At 60.4% G+C, this 23,871-nt stretch carries 13 protein-coding genes; 12 read left to right on the forward strand and 1 reads right to left on the reverse strand.

Going from position 1 to position 23,871, the window contains the following annotated elements; all coding sequences use genetic code 11:
- The first annotated feature begins 169 nt into the window (after positions 1 to 169).
- From NUV99_00940 to NUV99_00985, 10 genes are all read left to right on the forward strand, one after another.
- Positions 170 to 778 (forward strand): site-specific integrase, encoded by a 609-nt coding sequence (locus NUV99_00940; protein MCR4418706.1) that lies wholly within the window; start codon positions 170 to 172, stop codon positions 776 to 778.
- Positions 779 to 853: 75 nt separating this feature from the next.
- Positions 854 to 1,378: a mismatch-specific DNA-glycosylase gene (locus tag NUV99_00945; protein ID MCR4418707.1), complete on the forward strand. Its 525-nt coding sequence runs from the start codon at positions 854 to 856 to the stop codon at positions 1,376 to 1,378.
- A gap of 307 nt (positions 1,379 to 1,685) precedes the next feature.
- Positions 1,686 to 1,979, forward strand: a complete 294-nt coding sequence (locus NUV99_00950) for a type II toxin-antitoxin system MqsA family antitoxin (GenBank protein MCR4418708.1) — start codon at positions 1,686 to 1,688, stop codon at positions 1,977 to 1,979.
- A gap of 1,715 nt (positions 1,980 to 3,694) precedes the next feature.
- The gene (locus NUV99_00955; protein MCR4418709.1) at positions 3,695 to 4,252 is read left to right on the forward strand and encodes a DUF1788 domain-containing protein; all 558 of its coding nucleotides are present in this window, start codon (positions 3,695 to 3,697) and stop codon (positions 4,250 to 4,252) included.
- Positions 4,249 to 7,698, forward strand: a complete 3,450-nt coding sequence (gene brxC, locus NUV99_00960) for a BREX system P-loop protein BrxC (GenBank protein MCR4418710.1) — start codon at positions 4,249 to 4,251, stop codon at positions 7,696 to 7,698. Before NUV99_00955 ends, brxC begins: the two co-directional genes overlap by 4 nt.
- Before the next feature lie 144 nt (positions 7,699 to 7,842).
- Positions 7,843 to 11,289 carry a BREX-1 system adenine-specific DNA-methyltransferase PglX gene (locus NUV99_00965; GenBank protein ID MCR4418711.1) on the forward strand — a complete coding sequence of 1,149 codons (3,447 nt, stop codon included), beginning with the start codon at positions 7,843 to 7,845 and terminating at the stop codon, positions 11,287 to 11,289.
- Positions 11,286 to 13,613: a BREX-1 system phosphatase PglZ type B gene (pglZ, locus tag NUV99_00970; GenBank protein MCR4418712.1), complete on the forward strand. Its 2,328-nt coding sequence runs from the start codon at positions 11,286 to 11,288 to the stop codon at positions 13,611 to 13,613. Before NUV99_00965 ends, pglZ begins: the two co-directional genes overlap by 4 nt.
- Entirely contained in the window at positions 13,610 to 15,670 is a 2,061-nt protein-coding gene (gene brxL, locus NUV99_00975) for a BREX system Lon protease-like protein BrxL (protein MCR4418713.1), read from the forward strand. The genes pglZ and brxL overlap by 4 nt, the downstream gene beginning before the upstream one ends.
- Positions 15,671 to 15,848: 178 nt before the next feature.
- Complete coding sequence (locus tag NUV99_00980) at positions 15,849 to 18,845, forward strand: hypothetical protein (GenBank protein ID MCR4418714.1); 2,997 nt, start codon at positions 15,849 to 15,851, stop codon at positions 18,843 to 18,845.
- A gap of 231 nt (positions 18,846 to 19,076) precedes the next feature.
- Complete coding sequence (locus NUV99_00985; protein MCR4418715.1) at positions 19,077 to 19,577, forward strand: hypothetical protein; 501 nt, start codon at positions 19,077 to 19,079, stop codon at positions 19,575 to 19,577.
- Positions 19,578 to 19,969: 392 nt separating this feature from the next.
- Here NUV99_00985 and NUV99_00990 read toward each other — a convergent pair whose 3' ends face one another.
- Complete coding sequence (locus tag NUV99_00990; protein ID MCR4418716.1) at positions 19,970 to 20,107, reverse strand: hypothetical protein; 138 nt, start codon at positions 20,105 to 20,107, stop codon at positions 19,970 to 19,972.
- Positions 20,108 to 20,172: 65 nt separating this feature from the next.
- Here NUV99_00990 and NUV99_00995 point away from each other — a divergent pair, with 65 nt between their 5' ends.
- Both NUV99_00995 and NUV99_01000 read left to right on the forward strand, forming a co-directional pair.
- A complete protein-coding gene (locus NUV99_00995) occupies positions 20,173 to 21,093 on the forward strand; it encodes a hypothetical protein (protein ID MCR4418717.1) in 921 nt (306 codons plus the stop codon).
- Positions 21,090 to 23,840, forward strand: a complete 2,751-nt coding sequence (locus tag NUV99_01000; GenBank protein MCR4418718.1) for an AAA family ATPase — start codon at positions 21,090 to 21,092, stop codon at positions 23,838 to 23,840. Before NUV99_00995 ends, NUV99_01000 begins: the two co-directional genes overlap by 4 nt.
- The last annotated feature ends 31 nt before the right edge of the window (positions 23,841 to 23,871 follow it).

Below are 23,871 nucleotides of genomic sequence, written 5' to 3' on the forward strand. Positions count from 1 at the left end.
AGCGGTGCTAATTTGGAATCGAAGGTGCGAATGGTCGTCCCTTGGTCCGACTGAGGGACGGGGTGAAGTAAAGTACGGCGGTCCTTGCGGCGCGATCGAGGGGCCGAGACAGTAACGGCTTTTGCCGTTGTCTGTCTCGGCCTTTGTACTTTTAGGGCAGGTGGGCCTGGTGACGCTAGACAAGGCAATCGAGAAATACTTCGAGGTTGCGGTCGGCCTCCGGGGCATGGCAGCTGGTACCGTGGAGGCCTACAGGGCCGATTTTCGTGACTTTCTCCGCTTCGCCTCTAGCCTGGGCTTGCGGGAAGTCGCGGACGTCACCACGGCCCACGTAAACGAGTATCTTCTTGGGTTGCGGCGCCGGGGCCTGAAGCTAGCCACCCTGCATCGTCGGCGGAACGCGCTGAGTTCCCTCTTTCGGTTTGCCGAGGAGCAGGGCTGGGTTGGGAGGAACCCGGTGTCCGCTGCCAGGCTGCAGCCCCGGCCGCGCGCTGGGCGGGAGGTGGTGCTTAGCGGCGAGGAGGTGCGCGCGTTCCTGCGGGCAGACGTGAGCTACCGCACGGTCGCGGCCGAAGTGGTAGACGCACTCCGGTTACTCCTGGTGTTCACTGGGCTCCGCTGCTCCGAGCTTTTGAAACTCGACTGGACGCATATAGATCTGGACGCCCGCCTGCTTACTGTCTACGACAGTAAGAACTCCAATAGGAAAGGGTTACCTAGAAACAAGGACCGTGATAGAAGGCTGACCCCGCCTGCGCCTGCGGGTACAACTGCCTGAAGTGCTCGCCTGCGGCCGTCGGGTAGCCGGCCCGGCTTGCGGCTGTCCCAATGCGTTTACGGGAGGGGTTTGCGAGTGGTGCTCCCTGACCTGCTGGCGCCGGGATTGAAGGTCGTGTTCTGCGGTACGGCTGCCGGCACCTCTTCCGCCAGGCGCGGCGTCTACTACGCCGGACCGGGCAACAAGTTTTGGGATGTGCTTCACCGCGTGGGCCTCACCCCGACACGTTTCGCACCGGAAGAATACCGCGAGCTCTTGCGCTACGGTATAGGGCTTACCGACCTGAACAAGAACCAGGCAGGGATGGACAGCCGGCTCCAAGAGCGCCACTTTGATCGGGATGCCCTCACAGAGAAGATCATCAGGTACGGACCCAAGGTTCTGTGCTTTAACGGCAAGCGAGCGGCGCAGGCTTATTACGGTTCAGCCGGGACCGGGCAGTTTGACTACGGCAGGCAGCCCGCCGCCATCGGCAGCACAGCGGTGTTCGTCCTTCCCTCTACCTCCGCGGCAGCCGCGAGGTGGTGGGACGAAGGGTACTGGGTGGAGGCCGCTGCTTATATAAAAAGCCTGACGTTGACTGGCCGAAATCGTAGCTGATCATAAGTGGGCAGAGTAAAGTCCTTCCCTATAATCCTCATAAGAGGCCAGGAGTGGCTAAGAGTATGAGTCATCAGCCTCTCGGCGTGGAGTGCTAGTCGGGGAAGCCATTCTAAACGGAGAGATCATCGAGTAGTATCCGGAAGACAATTATTCCCCGAGCTGCCTTGTCCTGGGCCGAACGGAGCGGGGGCGGTTTCTACACGTCCAGGTTTCACTGCCACCCAACGTGGTAATTATTACGGTGTACGAGCCCGACCCTAAGCAGTGGGTTGACTACAGGAGCAGGTTTAGGGGGTAAGCTTGGGTGCCATGTGTATTCTGCGGGGGCGAGCTAGAAGCGCGGCGGGTAACCTTCACCCATGAACAGGACGGAAAGTACCTGGTGGTAAAGAACGTCCCGGCCGAAGTCTGCACCAAGGCCGGAGAGAGAACCTACTCTGCTGAGGTTGCCGACGAGTTGCCCAGGTTTGCCCAACGGGAGTTCAAGCCGGTGAGAAAAGTGCCCGTCTTTGATTTCACCAAAGGGCGAGGGCGTAGTTGCGGTAGCACCCGGCGATGGGTACGGGGAAGGACCAGGAGGATATCGGAGACAGCCTAGCCTGAGCCCGGCACCTACGGAAGCAGGCCGAACGGCGCGGCAGGGACTAATCATGATTATCCCGGGCTGCGACGTCATGGTTGAACCTGGTAGAGACTTCTTCGAGCCCTGCTCCAGCCTGCTTCGGCGGTCACGCCGGCTGGGTGGGGGGGGGGGGGGGCCAGAAGGGCCGCCGCTTTCTCGGCATTTCGCGCCCCGTCCCGTCGCCTCCGGCGGGGACCAGGCGGTTTACGAATTCATATTCGAGGCGCGGACAGGGAACAGCTTAAGACCCGTTTCCTAGAGAGTCTGAGTCAACATTATCCGGTTACTGTTCCTTTTGGCCGCCAAAGCGAGAAGAGCCAAGGAAGTGCCCTCAGCTCAGGGTGGGTCCACCGTAGAGCCAGTGCTACAGCGTATAGCACTAACCGAGCCCTTGCCTCCCTCTGACAGGACTTTCCTCTGTCCCCGTAGAATTTACCCGCATAGTCCCAGCGACGCTCTTGCTCCTGGCCGCGCTTCTCATAGCGTTTTCCGGCGGGTAGGGATCGTCGGACACTAGTGGTGAAGCTGCTCCCCGCCCAGATGGAGACCTTCGGCAAGAACGCGACGGGTGTACGCTATGTACACATATACAGAAGCTGCCTGAACGGGGAAAAGCTCTAAATGGAGCCGGACGTAGGTGAGCGTGGCAAATGCGGGCTGCGCGCTGACCTACGGGTGACTCGTGCCGCAGCGGCGGGATACCCCAAGCCGGGGTCCGGGTGGGAGGCTGGAGGGAGGCCGGGAGGAGGCTGCGGGCCCTGCTTGCCCGGGGAAGAGGCCGCGGCCACGGAAGGGGCTGCGCAGGAAAGCGCTGGCGCGGAGTTCGACAAGTTCTACTACCCAGAAACATGCCGCCAGACTTGGTGGCGAAGGGGATGGATGTGATAAATGACGGTTTCCCTCCCTGTAGCTTGGACCAATATAGGGCCATGTGAAACAGCGCTCCAAGCCGGGCTCCGATTTGGTGACAAAGGGACGCACACGAGCCGTACTATCATGTTTAGTGAACTCAGCGACCTACTGGCTGCCCTACCGGAGACTGCTACTCGCGAGGATTATGCGGCTGCTATCATCAGCAACAATGTACTCGGTAAACAGACAGCATCGACGCGGCGGCTTACCAATCAACGTCTAGGCGAACTCTACGGTCTTGACCCTCGGATCGCTATCTTTCGTGTACTTCGTCGCCTTTGGGGAGTCGATGAGACTGGGCGGCCGCTTTTGGCGCTGCTTTGCGCGTTGGGGCGCGATCCGTTACTGCGAGCGACTGCGCGGACTGTTCTTTCGCTCGCGGTGGGAGAGGAGCTTGTGCGATCAACCTTCATAGAAGCAATCGAGCATTCTACCGGAGATCGACTTAATGAATCGATTCTGGATAAGGTCGCCCGCAATGCTGGAAGCTCGTGGACCCAGTCCGGACACCTCGAGGGACGGGTAAGGAAGATCAGGAAGCGCGTAGAACCAACACCAGGCGCGGTGGCATTCGCGCTGTGGCTCGGATCACTTTATTCACTTTCCGGAGAAGAACTACTGGTAACGCCTTGGACCAGCGTGCTTGATCGCACCCCACCAGAATTGCTCGACCTGGTACTTCGGGCCAAGCAATTGCGGCTTCTTCACGCCCGAATCGGAGGCGGAGTTATTGAGATTGATCCAACTACTTTGGATCCGGAGGCGGAGGTACGCTGACGATGGGCAAGATCGAAGATCTGGCGTCACTCTACGAGCGGCACATCAGCTTGCCCTGGCAACGCACCGTTGCGGGCGCCCAGCGCGTAGTGATGGTGGTTTACGATAAGGAACTCGAGAGGGCCTTTCGGGCCCGGAAAGGCGAGTTTGAGCAACGGACGCGCGCGGCCGGGCATGCGTGGGTAGAGTATGACTGCACGCGGTGCTTCGCGGAGTGGATGGCTCAAGACGAGTATCGGGAAGCATATTTTGAATATCCTGGTGATCTGGCGATGAAGCTGGCGGGCGAGTTCACCGAGTACGTCGCCGGTTCTCTTCGCGAACTGCTTCGTACCTCCGATGACAATACGGTTGTGGCCGTGACGGGTGTTGCCAGCCTCTACGGTTTTGTGCGGGTGTCCGATCTTATTCGGGCCGTAGAGCCGGACATTAAGGGCAGACTTGTCGTTTTCTTCCCCGGGACCAAGGATGGCAACAATTACCGGCTCCTCGATGCCCGCGACGGTTGGAACTACCTTGCTTATAGCATCACGCTAAACGGTCCTGGAGGTGCCTTATGAAAATCTTTGAGGTGTTGGATCGCGACCCACGGACGAGCTCCCTGGTGAACGAAGGCCAAGCACGCATTAGGGCGGAGCAAGATGACCGCGCGCTCCGTGAGCTTCGGGCCGAACTCGAGACGTTCGTCTGCGACGGACAGTACGGGGACGCCATCGAGCGCGTCCTGCGCAGCTACCTGACCCAACTTGATCGGCCCCGCCAGCTTGCGGCCTGGGTGAGCGGGTTCTTCGGCAGCGGGAAATCCCACCTGCTGAAAATGCTGGGCCACCTGTGGGTCAACACGGCTTTTGCCGATGGCTCCACGGCACGTTCTCTTGTTCCTCAGCTTTCTGATGAAATTGTGGCCCTGCTCCGCGAGTTGGATACTCGGGTCGCTCGTAGTGGAAAGCCGGCCGTTGCTGCAGCCGGGACGCTACCTTCCGGGAGTGGAGACCACGTTCGGCTCACGGTCCTCTCGATCATTCTGCGTGCCTGCGGACTACCTGAGCAATACCCACAGGCCCAGTTCTGTTTCTGGCTACAAGACCGGGGCTATTTGGAACAGGTGCGTGCTGCCGTTGAAGCAGCCGGCAAGAACTGGCTGCGCGAACTAAACAATATGTACGTTAGCGGCCCGATCGCACAGGCTGTTCTAGCTTGTGAGCCGAACTTTGCCGTTGACGAGCGTCAGGCGCGCCAGGTCCTCCGGGAGCAATTCCCGGTCTCCGCGGTCGATATCTCTACCGCCGAGTTCATCGAAGCAGCACGCAAGGCCCTGGCCTTCGATGGGGAACTCCCGCTGACCATTCTTATTCTAGACGAGGCCCAGCAGTACATTGGGGACTCCACGGATCGTGCGGTGACGTTCACTGAGATCGCCGAGGCCATCCAGACGCAGATGGATAGCCGCGTCATGCTCGTGGCGTCGGGGCAGTCAGCGCTCTCGGGAACTCCTTTGCTTCAGAAACTCCGCGATCGTTTCCGCATTAATATCCAACTATCAGATACGGACGTCGAAACCGTGACCCGCCAGGTCCTGCTCCGCAAGAAGCCTAGCGCTGTCGATGCTGTTCGCCACACGCTTGACCGGAACGCCGGCGAGATCTCCAAACACCTGCAGGGAACCCGCCTGGCGGAGAGGGCTGAGGATCAGAAGGTCATTGTCGAGGACTATCCTCTCTTACCGACCCGGCGCCGGTTCTGGGAAGAGTGCTTTCGGGTGGTGGATGCCGCTGGTACTCACAGCCAGTTGCGGTCACAACTGCGGATTCTGGACGATGCGCTGAAGGATATTGCCCCGCGCGACCTCGGCGCTGTTATTCCCGCCGACTCCATGTTTGAGGCAATCGCCCCCGACCTTGTGAATACTGGAGTTCTTCTCAACGAGATAGACCTGAGAATCCGGGCGCTCGATGATGGCAGCGACGAGGGTCGGTTGAAGAAGCGGCTTTGCGGGCTCGTTTTCCTCATCAACAAGTTGCCGCGCGAAGCGGGTGTTGATGCCGGCGTGCGGGCGACAGCGAAGATGCTCGCCGATCTGGTAGTCGAAGACCTGGATACCGACTCCGGCCCGTTCCGCAAGACAGTGGAGGCGGTTCTGGAATCCCTGGCCAACGACGGCACGCTGATGAAAGTTGGTGACGAGTACCGGCTGCAGACTACAGAGGGTGCGGAGTGGGACCGTGCTTTCCGGGAGAAGGTTGCGGCGTTGCGGCAGAAGGAAGCTGAGATTGCCTCCAAGCGTGACCAGCTTCTGGCGAGCGCCGTGCAGAAGGTCGTGAGCGAGATTCGCCTTGTTCATGGCGAATCAAAGCTTCGTCGTTCCTTGGTGTTACATGCCCGCTTAGATGAGCCTTCCGCCGCCGACGATCAGATTGTTGTCTGGATGCGCGACGGTTGGTCCACAAGCCAAAAGGACGTAGAGAACGAAGCGCGTCGCCGTGGACAGGACGATCCCGTCATCCACGTCTTCGTGCCTCGCGCCGCTGCTGACGACCTCCGGGCGCGCATTATTGAAGTGGAGGCCGCGCGACAGGTGCTCGACTCCAAGGGCGTTCCCAGCACGCGGGAGGGCCAAGAGGCCCGCGAAAGCATGAACAGCCGGCTCCAAAGCGCTGAAGTGGCCCGTGACGATTTGATCCGCGAGGTGATTGCTTCTGCCAGGGTGTTCCAGGGTGGGGGCAACGAAGTCTTCGGTGATTCGCTCAAGTCCAAGATCGAAACGGCTGCGGAAGCTTCCCTGGCGCGCCTCTTTCCACGTTTTGCCGAGGGCGACCACCGGGCCTGGGAGGTAGCACTGCGGCGAGCACGTGAGGGCTCCGACCAGCCCTTCGCTGCGGTGGGCTGGGATAAGTCCACGGAAGACCACCCGGTGGCCCGAGAAGTCATGGCTACTATTGGAAATGGCGCCAAGGGCGGTGATGTGCGCAAGACCCTGAAAGCGGCTCCTTACGGCTGGCCACAGGACGCCATTGATGCCGCCTTGGTGGCTTTGCACCGCGCCGGCTCGCTCCGCGCCACACTGAACGGCCAGCCGGTGCCACCTGGTCAACTGGACCAGAACCGCATTCAGAGCGCCGAGTTCCGCCCGGAGAAGGTTCGTCTCGGGACCGCGGACAAGATCGCCTTGCGCGGTCTCTACCAAAGGGCTGGCGTGCCAGTGAAATCTGGCGAGGAAGAGCTTAAGGCTACCCAGTTCCTGGACGCGCTCCTGGAACTCGCCCGAGCCGCCGGGGGTGATCCGCCTCTGCCTCCTCGACCGGACACGACGAAGGTGGAAGAACTGAAACGTCTCACCGGAACGGAGCAACTCGGAGCGATCCTCCAGGTCAAGACCGAGATGGAGAAATGGATTGACGAGTGGACTTCCTTGAAGCAGCGGGCGGAAAGGCGTTTACCCAACTGGAAGGTGCTGGAGCGCCTGCTGGCCCACGCCGAAACACTCCCGGTTGCTACGGAGGTAAAGCCCGAAGCAGAAGCCATCCGCGTCGGTCGTTCCCTTCTGGAGGATGCGGACCATATCTCGCCCATTCGGATAAAGGTCGCCGCCGCCCTCCGCGCCGCGGTGACCGACCAATCCAACGCCATGCGTAAGGCCTGGGAGGAAGCCATGCAGACCCTCCAGGCCGATGCGTCGTGGGCCGCCCTCGATGATGCTACCCGCAACCAGATCCTTGACCAGGTTCGGCTCCGAGCGCCAGTCGAGCCGACGATGCAAAGCGATGACGACCTGCTGCGTGAGCTAGATCGCCAGTCGCTTGTCGCCCGCGCCGATGCCGTGGCCGCAGTGCCGGAGCGTGTTGCCCGGGCCCTCGAAGAGGCCGCCCGCAAGCTGAAGCCGCGGGCCCAGCGCATCTCACTGCGGCCGGCCACGCTAGAAACGGAAGAAGAAGTGAAGGCCTGGCTAGCCGAACACGAGCGGAAGCTGCTTGACGCCGTCCGGCGGGGCCCGGTGATCATTGGTTAAGGGGGGAAGCCGGTGCCTGTACTAGCGCCCGAACTTCGCAACCTTCTCGCCCGGGTGATGGTTGCCGCTCGCGAAGTGGCGGAGGCCGGCGCTCGCTCCGCCCTCCGGGCCCTTGCCGTCCACCACCACGAGCCATATGGTTCCATGACGCCTGAGGAGCGCGCCCTGCGCAACCGGCTCCGCGCCCATGGCCGCCAGCTTGGCGACCAGCGCGAGGCTAGGCGCGGTACCCAGGACATCGAGCGGCTGGTCCACGAGTGCGCCTACCAGCACTGGCACCGCATGCTCTTCGCCAGGTTTCTCGCCGAGAACAACCTGCTTGTCGAGCCGGACTCCGGCGTGGCCATCACCATGACCGAGTGCGAGGATCTAGCCCGCGAGCAGGGCGAGGACCCGTGGGTAATGGCCAGCCGCTTTGCCCAGCGGATGCTGCCACAAATTTTCCGGGTTGACGACCCCGTCCTGGAAGTTACGTTGCCGCCGGAGACCCGGCAGGCGTTAGAGCGTTTGCTGGCACAACTCCCATCCGTAGTGTTCACGGCCGACGACTCCCTTGGCTGGACCTATCAGTTCTGGCAGTCGGCCGAGAAGGAACGCGTCAATAACCGCGTCAAGAGCGGGGAGAAGATCACCGGCCGGACGCTCCCGGCTGTCACCCAGTTGTTCACCGAGCACTACATGGTGCTTTTCCTCCTGCACAACTCCGTCGGCGCCTGGCACGCCGGCAAAGTTCTCGCTAACCGGCCCGGGCTCGCAGACTTAGCGACCAGCGAGCAGGAACTCCGCGAAGCCGTGGCGCTAGAGGGCTATAGCTTTGATTACCTTCGCTTTGTCCGGGAACCGGCTGGCGGGGATAGCGGCAAGGCGAAGGGCCCCTGGCGGCCTGCCGCGGGAACCTTTGACGCCTGGCCGCGCCAAGCCAAGGACCTGAAGGTGCTCGATCCCTGCTGCGGCAGTGGGCACTTCCTCGTCGCCGCGTTCGATCTACTCGTGCGCTTGCGGATGGTCGAGGAGGGCCTGTCGCTCGAGGAAGCGGTCGGGGCGGTGCTGGCCGAAAACCTCTTCGGGCTGGAACTGGACGCCCGCTGCACGCAAATCGCGGCGTTCAACCTGGCCCTGGCCGCGTGGAAGACGGTAGGCCGCGTCATTGACCTGCCCGCCCTGAACATCGCCTGCTCCGGCCTGTCCGTCGGTGTGCCCAAGAGCGAGTGGCTCAAGCTCGCCGGCGACGATTTCCGCCTGCGGAACGGCATGGAGCGCATGTACGACCTGTTCGAGCAAGCCCCGGAGCTGGGCTCGCTCATTGACCCGCGCCGGGCGGTCCCGGGTGGCGATCTGTTCTCCGCCGAGTTCCACAAGCTCCAGCCGCTGCTGGAGCAGGCGCTAAAGCGCGAGGACGTGGCGGGCAATGACGAGCGACGAGAAATCGGTGTTGCGGCTCAGGGCATCGCCAAGGCCGCCGAACTCCTGTCCGGCAAGTACCACCTGATCATCACCAACGTGCCTTACCTCGCCCGGGGCAAGCAGGGTGAGAAGCTGAAAGATTTCTGTGAAACGCACCACTCCGAGGCCAAGAATGACCTGGCGACTGTCTTTCTCGACCGTTGTTTGGAACACTGCTATGAGGGCGGAACCACCTCCATCGTGCTACCCCAGAACTGGCTTTTCCTGACCAGCTACAAAAAGTTCCGCCAAAAGCTCCTAAAGAGCGATACCTGGCATCTAGTTGCCCGGTTGGGGGAGGGAGGATTTGATAGTTCGGCAGCGGCAGGTGCTTTTACCATCCTCATCACCATCAGCCGGGGGCAGAAAATGAAGAATACCTGTACGTCAGAGAACCTCATCTCAGGCATAGATGCCTCCGAGCCCCGCCAGCCCGCCGAAAAGGCCGAACTGCTACGCACCGGCGAAATCAGGCAGGTGAAGCAGGCGAAGCAGTTGGAGAATCCGGACGCGCGAGTGGCGCTGGAGGAAGGCGTTGAGGAAGAGCTACTGTTAAAATATACAAATGCATGGCAAGGAATAGCGACTAGTGATTATCCGAGGTTTGGGAGGGCTTTCTGGGAAGTTCTTCAAATATACTGCGGTTGGACTTTACTACAGAGTACGGTGGAAGATACTATAGCCTTCGGTGGTAGGCAAAACATTCTATTTTGGGAAGATGGGCATGGACAAATCACTGAAGTTTGCCAAGAAGGCGCGACGTTTCGCGGTGTTAGTGCTTGGGGGAAAAAGGGTGTTGCGTGTGCCCAAATGCGTAGTATGACAGTAAACCTATATGAAGGAACCAAGTTTGATAATAATACTTCTGTACTAATTCCATATAACCCAGCCCACCTCCCCGCCATCTGGTGCTTCTGTTCCTCTCCTGAGTACAACGAGGCGGTGCGGAGAATCGACCAGAAGTTAAATGTTACTAATGCCACCCTGGTCAAAGTCCCGTTTGACCTAGAATACTGGCAAAGGGTCGCTGCCGAGAAATACCCCAACGGCCTGCCCAAGCCCTATTCCGACGACCCCACCCAGTGGGTCTTCCACGGCCACCCTTGTGGCTCAGTGGTCTGGGACGAGGAGAAAAAGTGGACCACTCACGGCTCGCTGCGCACCGATGCTACTGTGCTCCAGGTAGCGGTGGCGCGGCTGCTCGGCTACCGCTGGCCTGCCGAGCTGGATGCGGATATGGAGCTTTCCGATGAGGCGCGGGAGTGGGTGGCTAGGTGTAACGACCTGCTTCCTTACGCCGACTCGGACGGTATCGTGTGCCTCTCACCCGTACGGGGAGAGGAGCCGGCGGCCAACAGGCTGCGCCGGTTGCTTGCCGCTGCCTTTGGCAGCGAGTGGTCACCGGCGAAAGAGCGGCAGCTTCTCCAGGCTGCGGCCGGAGGTGACCGGCCTGCCGCTACTTTGGAAGAATGGCTGCAAGATAAGTTTTTCGAAGAGCACTGCAAGCTGTTTCACCACCGCCCGTTCGTCTGGCACATCTGGGACGGCCGCAAAGACGGCTTCAACGCCCTGGTCAACTACCACCGTCTGGCAGCTCCTGACGGCGAGGCCCGGCGCACGCTGGAGGCTCTGACCTACACGTACCTGGGCGACTGGATAGAACGGCAGAAAGCTGAACAGCGCGAGGGTCAGGAGGGTGCCGACGCCCGGCTGGCCGCGGCGCTCGACCTGCAGGAGCAGCTCAAGAAGATCCTCGAAGGTGAGCCGCCGTACGACATCTTCGTCCGCTGGAAGCCGTTACACGAACAGCCTATCGGCTGGGAGCCGGATATTAACGACGGTGTGCGGCTGAACATTCGCCCGTTCATGTCGGCGACACTGCGCAAGGGCGGTCGGGCCGGCGCCGGCGTGTTACGGTGGAAGCCGAACATTAACTGGAAGAAGGACCGTGGCCGGGAGCCGCAGAGCCTTCGGCCCAAGGCCGACTTCCCCTGGTTCTGGGGCTGCGACCCGGAGAGGCGCCCTGAGCATCGTACCGACTTTCTAGGCGAGGATGACTTCGACGGCAACCGTTGGAACGACCTTCACTACAGCAACGCGGTGAAACAGGCCGCGCGAGGGCGTGCGGGAAAGGAGGTAAAGTCGTGAGGACGCGCGGTGAGACACCGGAGACGGTTTTGGAGGCGCTCGTTTCCGCCCTGCGTGCCTGTGACACTGCCCCCGACGGCATGGTGCGCCCGGCGGCGATCCTCTGGACGGACCCCAAGCGACAGTGGCTACCGTTGAAGTCCGTACTGTTGCAGCGGTTGCCGGAGCTGATTGTTTTGGGAGACTATGACCTGGCCTCCCGCACCGGCCCGGCGATCTGGATCCGCTGTGTGGTTGAACGTACCTTGGAGAATCCGAAGCTTCCTCAGGACCGGGCTCCGATCGTTTACCTGCCGGGGGTGGCGAGACAGGACTTGCGGGCAGGCGAGGACTGCCCGGCGGCACTGAGGCCCCTGGTCGAGTTAATGTACCGGGGAACGTTGTGGTTGCAGCGCAGCGGTCACGACTGGACGGTGACAGCATTTCTGACTTCGCCCCAGGGGCTCGAACTTGATCTGGCCAGGGACCAGGACACGCTTGAGGCACTGACGCGAGCGCTGCGTGAAGTTGCGGAGACGCCCTTGGCGCGACTTCGCGGCCGGCGGCTCGAAGCCGAGGACTTCGACCGGCTGCTGTCCAGTGATGTGGTGCGCGATTTATTGCGCTGGATGAGCGAGCCGGCAACAGCAAAGGAACAGATGGGCCCCCAGCGCTGGGCAGCCTTCTGCAACCAATGCCGGGCGCAATTCGGTTTGGATCCCGGGAAAGACGGCGAAATCGCCGCCGGTGAACGGCTGGGCCGGGGTGAAGGGCCGTGGGCGGATGTGTGGGAGCGGTTCGCAGAAGCTCCGCGCGCGTACCCCGGCATTCCCAATCTACTGCGCCGGTCGAAGCCACAAGAGCTTTTTCTCGAGCGATCACGATGGCCCAATTTCAATGAAGAGGATGAAGACGCTGCGCGGAGCGCGCTGGCTGGTCTACAAGGACTTTCACATGCAGAGGCATGCCAGAAGGTACTCGAACTTGAGCAGCAGCATGCTGAACGCCGGCGATGGGTCTGGTCACGACTTGGCTTATCGCCGATGGCTGCGGTACTGGAACCCCTGGCGCGGCTCGCCGGAGCGGCTCGATCCGCTCTTGGGGGCAGTACGCCTGGTGAGATCGCGGAAGCTTACATGGAAGGTCCCTGGGAGGCGGACGCGACTTCTTGGGAAGCGATGGCCCTTGCTCCAGCCGCCGATGAGGCCCTCGTAAGAAATGCTGTGCGGGTATTGCTCCAACCCTGGCTGGACGAGTCGGCCCGTGCGTTCCAGCGAGCAGTCGCATCGCATCCCCTCCCCGGGAAGGGGGAACAAGAACCTGCCGTCGCGAAGCCCGGGATGTGTCTGTTGTTCGCCGATGGCTTGCGTTATGATGTTGGGCGGAGGCTTGCCGAACGGCTGGAGGAGCGTGGTTGCCGTGTCCGCATTGGGTGGCGGTGGGCAGCGTTACCAACGGTGACAGCCACGGCGAAGCCCGCCGTCACCCCTTGCGCTGACGTTCTTTTCGGCGACCAACTTCCAGAAGACTTTACACCAAGTTTTTTTGAGAGCGGCAAGCCGGCAGATACGGCAACGCTTAGAGCCGCGATCGAGGCAGGTGGATATCACGTACTAGACAGCGAACACGATGAGTGCCCCGGCGGCGAAGCATTAGGTTGGGGCGAGGCGGGTGCGCTCGACCGACGCGGGCATGACCTCGGTGAAGAGCTGGCCCGGCATATCGAGCCGGAGATTGAGCGCCTGGTCGAACGGATCATGAGATTGTTCGATGCCGGTTGGACGTCGGTGCGCGTGGTGACCGACCACGGCTGGCTCCTGGTGCCGGGTGGACTGCCGAAAGTAGACCTGCCAAAGCACTTGACGGTCACCCGCTGGAAACGGTGTGCCGTCGTTGCAGGTGAGTCACAGGTCGACGCGTTGAGTATGCCCTGGCACTGGAACGCAACCGAGCGTTTCGCAACCGCTCCTGGGATTGCCTGCTTTAACGCTTCGCCGAGCTATGCGCACGGCGGAATTAGCGTCCAGGAATGTCTCATTCCCGATATGCTCGTCGAGCGCGGGGGCGGAATTACACCCCGGGCAGAAATCCGTTCGGTGACTTGGCGCCGGATGCGCTGCTTTGTTGAGGCGGAAAGCGCAGGGGGTACGGTGATTGCCGATCTCCGCCTGGAGCAGGCAAACGGGAGGTCAGTAGTCGCGTCCGCCAAACCTCTTGATCATGACGGCACGACCAGCCTGGTTGTCAATGACGATTACGAAGATAGTAACCTGGTCCTGGTCCTCGTGGATCAGGACGGAAACGTTCTCGCTCAGAGAAAGACTAAGGTGGGAGTTTCATCATGATTGGCACTGTAGAACTAGACCACCTGGATAAGATTGCGGCGTCGGTTTTCGAAGGTTACCTCGTACGTAAGGACCTAGTGCGAAAGTATGCCCGACAATACCCGGTTCCGACCTATGTGGTCGAGTTCCTCCTGGGCCGGTACTGCGCGAGTACAAAGGCCGAGGAGATCCAAGAGGGGCTTGAGATTGTCGAGAAACAGCTCAAAGGCCGGACAGTCCGGACCGGCGAAGAAGAGCTGTTCAAGGCGAGGGCACGGGAGCAGGGTTCGGTCAAGCTGATCGACATCGTGAAGGCCAAGCTTGACGCGAGACACGACTGTTACGTAGCCGAGTTGCCGAGCCTGGTCCTGCGAGACGTTCAGATCAGCGACTCGCTCGTGAATGAGAATGAGAGGATGCTGACGGACGGGTTCTACGCCGAGATCACGCTTGAATACGACCCACTCGTTGCTCAAGAGAAAAACGGCCGCCCGTTCCGGATTGCGGCACTGCGGCCTATCCAGATGTCCAGTCCGAACGTTTTGGACGTATTGGCGAGGGGACGGACGAAGTTCACCACTGGCGAATGGCGCGACTTTCTCATTCGGTCAATCGGGCTGGAGCCAGCGGTTCTGAGCGAACGCGCCAAGATGGTCGCCATGCTCCGAATGGTGCCGTTTGTCGAGCGCAACTACAACTTCGTCGAGCTCGGACCGCGAGGTACCGGCAAAAGTCACCTGTTCCAGCAGATATCACCCTACTCTCACCTCATATCCGGTGGAAAGGCCACGGTGGCGAAGATGTTTGTAAACATGGCCAATGGCCAACGGGGCTTAGTCTGCCAGTATGACGTGGTCTGCTTCGACGAGATATCCGGTATCTCATTCGATCAGAAGGACGGCGTCAACATCATGAAAGGGTACATGGCCTCAGGCGAGTTTAGCCGTGGGAAGGATAGCATCCGGGCTGAGGGCGGGATAGTAATGGTTGGGAATTACGATGTGGATGTTAACCAGCAACAACGCGTCGGACATTTGCTGAGCCCGTTGCCGGGCGAGATGCGAGATGATACGGCGTTTCACGACCGGATCCATGCTTTCGCACCGGGATGGGAGTTTCCCAAGCTCAACCCGAACGAACACTTAACAAACCATTTCGGGCTTGTAAGCGACTTCCTGAGCGAGTGTTGGCACCGTCTGCGGGAAACAAGCCGTGTTTCAGCGCTGCAGAACCGCGTCTTTTGGGGCGGCGCGCTCAGCGGCCGTGATATCGAAGCCGTCAATAAAACTGTTAGCGGCTTGGTGAAGCTGCTCTTCCCCGACCCCGAGATGCCTATCCCTGATGATGATCTCGAATGGATCGTACGCCTGGCACTCGAGTCCCGCCGGCGTGTCAAGGAGCAGCAGAAGCGCTGTCTTAAAAGCGAATTTCGCAACACGCACTTCAGCTATACCCTCGGAGTCGAAGGAATCGAGAAGTTTGTGGCCACGCCCGAATTGCACAGCGATGAGGCTATTGAAGGCGACCCCTTGCCTCCCGGCCAAGTATGGGCGGTGGGGCCCGGGAGCGGTGACTCTGGCCCGGGCCTGTACCGCATTGAAGTGACCGTGGGGCCTGGAAGCGGCGTTCGCATCCTTAATCACCCACAGCCACCTGCCTTCCGCGAAAGCGTCAGGGTGGCCGAGCAAAACCTCTATGTACGGGCGAGAGAACTCGTCGGTGACCGGGATCCCCGGAGCCACGAGTTCTCTATCCAATTGCGCTCATTCGATCCGGACAAGAGCGGATCAGGCCTCGGCTTGCCGGTGCTCGTTGCTCTGGTCGGGGCACTGCTCCAGCGAAACACCCGCGGAGGGACCATAATTGTCGGGCCTCTCAATCTTGGCGGTTCGATCGAGTTGCTGCCCAACCCTGTTGCGATCGCAGAACTCGCCGTGGACAAACAGGCGACGACGTTGTTGATGCCGATTTCCGCACGCCGAGCGCTTAACGAGCTACCCGATGAACTGTGGACGAAGATTAGCATCGAGTTTTACAGCGACCCAAGCGACGCGGTGTTCAAGGGCCTAACCGAGTAGGGGAGGGGGGTGGGTCTCGCCATGGCCGGCTGTGGAGGCACACCGGCTGGGCGGGAAGTCGGCGGCTGCCGACCGTGTGCACAGGCGGGGGAGGGGTGAATTGAGGTACGTTCTAAGTAGCGCTAAAATTCGCGTACCGGTTTAATCTACTGTCAGGTCCGAAGGGGAGGGGACATGGGTGGGTGATCTAAGGTTACCAGGTGCACGCTGGTTCCGGTGTGACCTGCATGTGCACACGCCGTTTGACACTGAGAAGAAGTTTGGTGAGGACTTACGTGCGGCTATCGAGTCGTTCAAGGAGGCAAGACGCGAACGCCTTGCCGAAATTGCCGAGCGCTTCGTAGAAGCGTGCCGAGCAGCGGCGAACGGCGCGGGGATCGATTTGGTGGCGCTTACGGACCATAACAGCGTTGACGGCTATTGGTATCTGAAGCCATATTTCGAGGATCTGGCGAAACAGGCCAGGGAATCGGGCCTCTTGATGCCGGTGATTCTCCCAGGCGTGGAATTCTCGGTAGGCGGCGAGCGGCCGATCCACTTCCTTGTCGTCTTTGCGGCCGACACCGACCCTGAGGTTATTGATCGCGCAATTCACCATGTTTTTGGTCCCAATGATCGGTTCGATCCCAAGACAGGTACACCCCGAGCCACGGGACAATCTGTGACCGATTTCCTGACAAAGCTTTATGAGTTCTGTCGGCCACCTAGTGGCGACCGAAACCTGGAGTTCGTTGTTCTCCCAGCTCACGCGGATGACGATAGAGGAGTGATTAGGGAGACGACAGGCCCTGACTCCGAACCCAGTGTCGCTCCAACCCTCTGGAATGAGATGAAAGGCAACCTGCGGGAGCGGGTTGTCACCCGGCGCGATTGGCATGGCTTCCAAACGAAAAGACCATATGACCGGCTTCCACAAGCCTTCAAGGAGCTTTTGTTACGCTGGACAGCGGCGCGTCGCGGGGAGAACTGGGACCAACTTACTGAGGAGCAAAAGGCCCGCTACCGAGAGCAAAAGTACTGGCCGCTTGTCGAGTGCTCCGACCCCCACAGCTATGAAACTATCGGCTCCCGGTATACCTGGCTCAAGATGGAAGTCCCCGACCTGGAAGGGATTCGTCTGGCACTTCTCGACCCAGAATCTCGGCTGCGCAGAATGGCCGACGGGCCTCCGGATCAACGTTATCCGCGCATCGAACGGATCCGAATCCGACACACAGATTTCCTCGACGAGGTGGAGATCCCGTTAAGCCCCTGGCTTACGACGCTTATCGGTGGGCGGGGTACTGGAAAGTCCACGGTAGTGGAGTATCTGCGTCATGCCCTCGATCGTGCGCGCGAAGAAGACTTCAGCGGTGCAGTGAGCGAAGAGATGCGGAAGGTTCGTTCCGAGGTGTTGGAGATCCTCAAAGATAAGGACGAACGTGACTTCGGGCAGACCAAGGGAACACTTCTCCCTAATTTCGAGCTTGAGGCGGATATTGTGGTATCCGAGCGCCGGTATAGGGTCCGGCGGACTCACGCCGGCATTGAAATCGTGCAGAATCCCGGCGAGCCATCCGAGCAAAAGGTGGCTTTCGACGTACGCAGTCTTATCGCCCCGCACGTGTTCTCACAAGGCCAAATCGCGAGCATCGCCAAGGATCCGGCGTCCCAGCGTACCGAGCTGGACGCTCTCGTAGGCAGGGAACAGCTAGCTGGAAATGAACAGGACCGGCGTGCGACTATAGAACAGATGCAGCAGCTCCAGTCCGAGCGTTCACGACTTAGAGAGCAGCACAAGACGCTCCCTGCACGGGAAACGGAGCTACAAAAGGTCAACGATCAGATTGCATTCCTAGAACAAGAAGGACGGAAGGATGTTATCGGCCAGTTCCGGGCCTTCGAGGATGAACTCCGCTGGCTAGATACCGCGCTGGAAGAACTCACAAACCAGGCTAACCTCTTGGACGAGCAGGCTGCCCGTGTGGAACGGGTGGCTGCAAGTCTTCCTCAAGTGCCTACACAGACACCGTCGTCTGCGTGGCTGCATCAAGTGTCCGCGCGAATTCGTGAACAATTAAACAAGACTAGTCAGGCGTTCGGTACGCAAGCCGTGGCGCTTCGCCAGTTGGCAGAGGCGATTCGAACGGAACGCGCAGACAAATGGCAGCCCGATTACGATCGCATCCGGCAAGAATATGAGGGGCTTCGCGAGGAGCTGCAAGAGCAGGGTATTGACTTCAGTCACCACGAAAGGCTCCTTCAACAGCGGGCGGATCTTGAGCGTGAAGTAGCAAACCTCCGTTTGATCGCGCAGAAACTCGACCGAGTAGAACGCGAGATCCGTGAGGTACGGAGTAAGCTGATTAGACTCCATGAGGAGCGTGTTGCTCTTCGACGAGAGCAAGCAAGGGTACTTGAGGAGTTGGACAGTGATATACGCATTGAAATAATTCCTTTTGGCGATCGCGCCGACTTTGAAAGCCGCCGCGACGAGTGGTTCGCGGGGGCAGGTCTGCAGGAGCGGGACTGGATTCTCTTGGTGGACTACGTCTTCGCCATTGGCGGTGAGGTTCCAGACCGAATCGCCGCACTCGTAAAAGCTTTGAGAACAGACATTGAAGCCACGGAACAGCGGGGGCGTACGCTGGAAGCGGCTGACTCCGCCGTCGTAAAGCTCTTGGGCTCGGACGCTGGCTTGCGATTGACTGGGCACTTCTTCCGAGCCCTTGAACGCCGCGACCGCATCCGGCTGGATGAATTGGAGCGTTTTCTCCCCGAAGACGCGGTGGAGGCTCATGTCCGGGGGCATGAGGGAGACTTTAAGCCGATCATAACTGGGTCCGTTGGGCAACGGAGTACCGCGATTCTGAGTCTCTTGTTATCAGCGGGTAAGGAACCCCTTATTATTGATCAGCCAGAGGCTGACTTGGATAACCAATACATTTATGACGTGGTCGTAAACCTGCTACGCCGGCGAAAATTCTCGCGCCAAATCATTGTCGCAACGCACAATGCGAACATCCCTGTAAACGGCGACGCCGAACTTATTGTTGCCTTGGGGGTCGAGAATCGCATGGGCAACGTCCTCGGAGCAGGGAGCATTGATCAGCCTCAAATCAAGGATCTTGTGACTACCATTATGGAAGGTAGCGCTGAGGCGTTCCGGCTGCGCCGGGAGCGATATGGATTCTGAGCCGAACCGCGTTCGTGTTTTGGGTCTCCGCCAGACCAGCCTGGCTCGGCAGGCCTGCGTCAGGCGGTTCGCTACTGCGGTACCCGCGGCCGCCCGAGCCGCGCATTTGGCAGATAAGTTACAAGGTGTACTCGCCGTGGCCAGTAGCGCACTGGTAGTCGCGCAGGCAAAGCTCCAGGACGCCTTTGATTTCACAGACGTATCTTCAACTAGCTGCTCGCCCTGGCTGAATTGCTGGCTGATTACGAAGTGGAACACCAGGCCGTTCTGACCGTCCTCCGGTCGACGGGTCCGGTGGTAGATCCCCTGATCGAACTCATGGCCGGCCTAGTCGCGAAGGAAATCCGCGCCGTCAGCGAGCGGGCGGAGCCGCCAGGGGAAGAATCCGTTGAACAGTCCGCTACCGATTCTGCACTTGAGCCCGGAAGTGCCAGTACGGAGTACTACCTGGCGCCAGTGGCTTCGGATGCCGCCGGCACAGCAGAAGAATGGATAAGGCGACTTCTCGGCGCGGGGGTTTACGCCGTTAGCGAAAAATCCCTCGGCCGAAAAGTCAAGGCGGGCGACTGGGTTTATGCCACGGCAACCGGGGTGGTCGCCCACGCCAGGGTAGAATCGCCCCTAGTGCAGAGACGCCACCCGCTGGTAAAGGATCCCAAAAGATTCTCCTACGTCTTCGAGGTGGATTCCGTCAGCATCTGCAGCGAAGCCCCAGTGGTCTTGAACGCTTAACTAAGGTCGAAACTGGACGCCTTCCGGGGAGGTGACCTTTCTAAACCTTGGGCTTGGTTTGTGCAAGGCATGGGGCGCATTAGCAGCCACGATTTCCTGCTGCTACCCGGCAGGCCAAATCTGAGAAGGCGTGAAGCGCGCGATCTAGTACTGTCGGTGTCGGCTGGCGGAGTTCTATGTTTTCCAGCAAGTGTAGCCTTCGGCGCCGGTACCGGGGTCTACTAAGGCGGCAAGTTGACATCACATTGCGTTCTGAAGTATCGCGTGTGGGTGTTCCGATTATTTCTTTGAGGTTGGATCCGGTGACCTGTAGCGTTTGGTTAGCGGCTATTCTGGCTGAACAGTTAGATTTTGCTTTCTGAATGGGGGTGGTTGCTGGTGGTACGCTTCATTCATACGGCCGACTGGCAGTTGGGAGCGAAGCTCGCCTTCCTGGGGGACAAGGCCGAGGATGCCAGGAAGGTGCGGTTGGAGACGGCGCGCAGGATCATGGAACTGGCCGGGAGGCTTAAGGTCGAGTTTGTGGTCATAGCCGGGGACCTTTTCGAGGACCATTCCGTCGGCTCCAGTGTCGTAAGGGAAGCAATCGGTATTCTTGAAGACTCTACCTTACGTATTCGTCTTGCCCGGAAACCACGACCCCCTGCTTCGCGGCGGGGTCTGGGACAGACCGGACTGGAAGAACCGGCCGCCCAACATTCATTTCCTGGACAAAAAGGACGTTGTACCGGTATCGCCGGCGAGAGACGTCCTGCTCTATCCCTGTCCCCTGGGACAGAAAGTCAGCAATATGGATCCCACTGCCTGGATACCGAAACGGGATCAAGAAACGGAGGGAAGCATCCGTATTGGCGTGGCCCACGGGAGCCTCGACATCCTGGGCCGCCAGGTCAACTTTCCCATTCTTCCCGACCGTGCGGCGGCATCCGACCTGGACTACCTGGCCCTGGGCGACTGGCACTCCTACTTCCCCTATGGCGACCGGACCTTTTACAGCGGCACACCCGAGCCAACCGGCTTTGAGGAGAAAGACGCCGGTCAGGTGCTGGAGGTCGAAATCGCCGGGCCGGGAGAAACCCCGAAGGTTACCCCGCACCGGGTGGCGACCCTCACCTGGGAGCAGCAGGAGTGTAGTGTAGCCACCAGAGACGATCTCGACCGCCTTCTGCGGCAAGCCGTGGCACTGCCCGCTCCCGCCAGCACCCTGTGGAGGCTGGAACTCAAGGGGGTCACCGACCTCGACACCTACTCTGCGGTGAGGGAATTCGAGGACCAACTCGCCAGCCTCCTCTACTTCGTCGACCTCCGCTCGGAGTTGAGGCCTGCCGCCTCAGTCCAAGAGTTGGAGGGACTCCTTCCCGCTGGCCCCGTGGCCGAGGCGGCGCTGGACCTCCTGGAGCTTTCCGAAGGCAGGATCCGTAACGACATAGCGCGCAAGTACGCCCAGATCGACCCGTCGGTGGCGCGGCGGGCACTTGAGCTTCTCTACGTTCTGGGAAAGGAGGGGTCAAGGTGAGGCTCACCAGGCTTGCTCTGAGAAACTGGCGGGGTTTCAGGGGCGAAGTAGAGCTCAACTTCGACGCCGACATCACCGTAATCGTCGGCCCCAACGAGTCCGGCAAATCGACCCTGATAGAAGCCGCCATCCGGGGCCTGTTCGACAGGCACACCGCGGGCGGGCAGGCGGTCGAAGCCCTGCAGCCCTGGGGCAGCAGCCTGGCGCCCGAGGTATGCGTCACTTTTAGGACCCGTGACCGATACTACCGGATCCGCAAGCGGTTCCTGGCCCAACCTTCCAGCCAGCTGTCGCAGCTGGTAAACGGACAGTGGCAGCTGATTGCCGAAGGCGACGCGGCCGACCGCAGGGTACTGGAACTGATCGGCGGAAGAATGCCCGGCGCCGGGCTCAGCAAATCGCAGCACCACGGCATCATTCAGGCTCTGTGGGTTCCCCAAGGCAGTGAAGAGCTTCCCTCGGCCTGGAACCGCGAAGTCACCGACACCCTCGAGGCCGTCCTGGGAACGGCGACCCAGACGGCGGAGACGACCGCTCTTGAGCTCCGCATCCGCGAGGAGCACCACCAGCTCCTCACCGAGGTTAGGGGAGATCCCAGGACGGGCGGGGAACTGGACAGAGCCATAAGCGAGCTCCGGGATACGGAGGAACGCTACCGGGAGGTAAGGGAGCAGCGGCAGAGACTGGAAGATAAAATCCAGGAGCTTGCCAGGCGGCAGGAGGAGATCCGGGAGATAGAGGCCGGCTACCTGGAGGCTACTGAGGGCCTCAAGCAATCGGAAGAAGAACTCAAGGCAGCTCAGGAGCACATGCAGCTGCGGCTGGACCTCAAAAACCAGGTCGACCGCGCCGAAAGGGACTATGCCGCCCTTTCCAGGCGGGTAAAGGCCGTAAAGGAGGCCGGCGAGGCCATCGAGGCAGCCCGGAAGGATAAAGAAACCCTTGAAGCCTGCTTAAAGGAACTGGAAAGGGAGATTGCGGCGGAAAAGTCCGCCCGGGAGCAATTGGTAAGGGCCCTGGAAGGCAAGCGAACCGAACGCCGGGGAGTGGGGAAGGAAGCCGGCACGTTGCGCGATATCCTCCGCGCGCGCGAGGTAAAGGGCCAGATTGAGGGCCTGTGCAGGGATCTCCAAAGTGCCGAAGCTACCCTGGCTGAGATCGGCAAGATCGAGGAGACTCTGGCTGCCTCGGTATGCCCCGGCGAGGAAAACGTGCGACGGGCGCGCGAACTGGATAGAAAGGTGCGGGAAGGGGAGGCGATCCTGCAGGCCCAGGGCCTGACCGTGGAATTCGCTGCCAAACAGCAGGTAGCCTTACGGCTTGCCCTGGACGATCGCCATGCGGAAACGGTCACCCTGGATAAAGACCTGCCGCACCGTTTCCACGCGGGAACGAGGCTGGAGGTAGAGCTGCCCGATCTGATAAGTTTCACCATCACCAGCGGAAGCGAGCAGGCGCGGCAGGCACTGGAGGAGCTGGAGAGTAACCGCGAGAGTCTCAGGCAGCTGCTGGCCCGGTTTGGCGTCACCAGTCCGGACGAACTGGAAGAAAAACACCGGGAGCGCCAGAACTACCAGAACCGCATCCATAACCTCAGGGCGCGTCTGGAGGGCTTGCGTCACGGGGGGAACCCTGAGCAGCTACGCCAGGAGATTTCCAGTCTGAAGGGCGAACTGGCGGTCCTGGAAGAGCGGCTGGAGTCAGCCCCGGCAAGACCGGAATGGGAAGGCCGGGCTTCCGAATACCTGCGCGAGGTCCTGGCTTCGCTTGAACAGCGGCTGAAAGAACTGGACGAAGCCATCGCGGACCTGGAAGAGAAGGCCTCGGCGCAGAGAATTGACGACCTGAGCGAGGAGCTCAGCGGGGTAAGGGCGGAGATCTCCGGTCTGGCCCAGGTCGTGCAGCAAAAGCAGGAGGAACTGACCCGGCTCAGGGCCGAAGACGGCTTCGAATCGGATGCGGCCCGGGATAAAGCTCTCTCGCAGGCTGCCGCCGAGCTGGAGAAAAAGCGAAGGGCTTACGAAGTCCTTGAAGGGGAGAAAGAAGAAAAGGAAGATCAGCCCAGGAAGCGGCACGAGGCCCTTAAGAGGCAGGTTGAGACCCTCCAGGAGCAGCTGAACAGGGCGAACGTGGAGGCCGCCAAGATCCAGGGGGCCCTGGTGGATGCCGGCGGTCTCGACTTATACCAGAAGGAAGGCAACCTAGAGGCGGAACTCAACTGCCTCAGGCAGAGAGTGGAACGCCTCAACCGGGACGCGCAGGCATGGAGGCTTTTGGACAACCTGGTTGCCGACCACAAGAATGCGCAGCTTCAGGTTCTGGTGACGCCGGTCAAGCGGCAGGTAGATGCCTGGCTCAGCCGCGTTACCGGCACCGCGTACGCGGGGGTTGAATTCTCGGAGGAGCTCATTCCGGTACGGGTGAGAGCCCTTCCCTGGGAGGTTCGCGTCCCCCTGCAGGAGCTTTCGTACGGCACGCGGGAGCAGCTGAATGTGCTGGTGCGTCTTGCCATCGGCTGGGTAATATCCGAGCGCGAGCCCCAGGTGGTGGTCCTTGACGACCGTCTGGTAAACACCGACGCCGGACGGCTTCGCGAATTCCGTTTCATACTCCAAGAAGCCTCACAGAGGGTTCAGCTGATTCTCCTCACCTGCCATCCGGCGAGGTATTCGGGAATAACCCGGAACCTTATCGATCTGGCGTCGGTTGCCTCAAAGGCGGTCCCGTTGAGGGGCAGCGCCGGCTAGCGGGGGAGCCACGGTCCTGCCGATAGGCAGG

It is taken from the genome of Clostridia bacterium, assembly GCA_024653205.1.
Classification (GTDB): Bacteria; Bacillota; DSM-521; order Neomoorellales; family SLTJ01; genus JANLFO01.

What these genes read in the sequence shown, in the direction of transcription:
- NUV99_00955 (MCR4418709.1), top strand. Translation starts at nt 3,695, where the DNA reads ATGGGCAAGATCGAAGATCTGGCGTCACTCTACGAGCGGCACATCAGC.
- NUV99_00990 (MCR4418716.1), bottom strand. Translation starts at nt 20,107, where the DNA reads ATGACCACAAACTCGACCTTAAGCCTCCCGGCCAGTTCCATGATCCTG.
- NUV99_00965 (MCR4418711.1), top strand. Translation starts at nt 7,843, where the DNA reads ATGACGCCTGAGGAGCGCGCCCTGCGCAACCGGCTCCGCGCCCATGGC.
- brxC (MCR4418710.1), top strand. Translation starts at nt 4,249, where the DNA reads ATGAAAATCTTTGAGGTGTTGGATCGCGACCCACGGACGAGCTCCCTG.
- brxL (MCR4418713.1), top strand. Translation starts at nt 13,610, where the DNA reads ATGATTGGCACTGTAGAACTAGACCACCTGGATAAGATTGCGGCGTCG.